Consider the following 392-nt stretch of genomic DNA (forward strand, 5'->3'; position numbering starts at 1 on the left):
TATGTAGCCGTCATCATCGATTCGTGCGGAATCACCGGTGAGATAGACACCCGGGTACTTCGTCCAGTACGCCTCGAGGTATCGATCCGGATCCTTATACAGGGTGCGCATCATGGCCGGCCACGGGTTTTTGAGGACGAGGAAGCCCTCTTTGCCCGCAGGGAGCTCATGGCCCTCCTCGTCGACAACAGCAGCCTCCTGGCCAAAGACCGGACGCCCAACGGCACCTGGTTTGAGCGGCATCGACGGCACAGTGGTGATCTGGAACATGCCAGTTTCGGTCTGCCACCAGGTATCGGTGATCGGACACGTGCCGTCACCGACCACGTCGTGGAACCAGCGCCAAGCCTCCGGGTTGATGGACTCGCCAACCGAACCGAGTACGCGCAAAC

Annotated in this window: 1 protein-coding gene; it reads right to left on the minus strand. The window is 60.5% G+C overall.

Annotated features, from left to right (window positions below; genetic code table 11):
- Positions 1-392 (minus strand): AMP-binding protein (locus L6963_RS11745; RefSeq protein WP_237225478.1); only part of this gene is annotated, 392 nt, incomplete at both ends.

Origin of the sequence: Rothia nasimurium, from assembly GCF_928392795.1 — a bacterium.
GTDB lineage: Bacteria > Actinomycetota > Actinomycetes > Actinomycetales > Micrococcaceae > Rothia > Rothia nasimurium_F.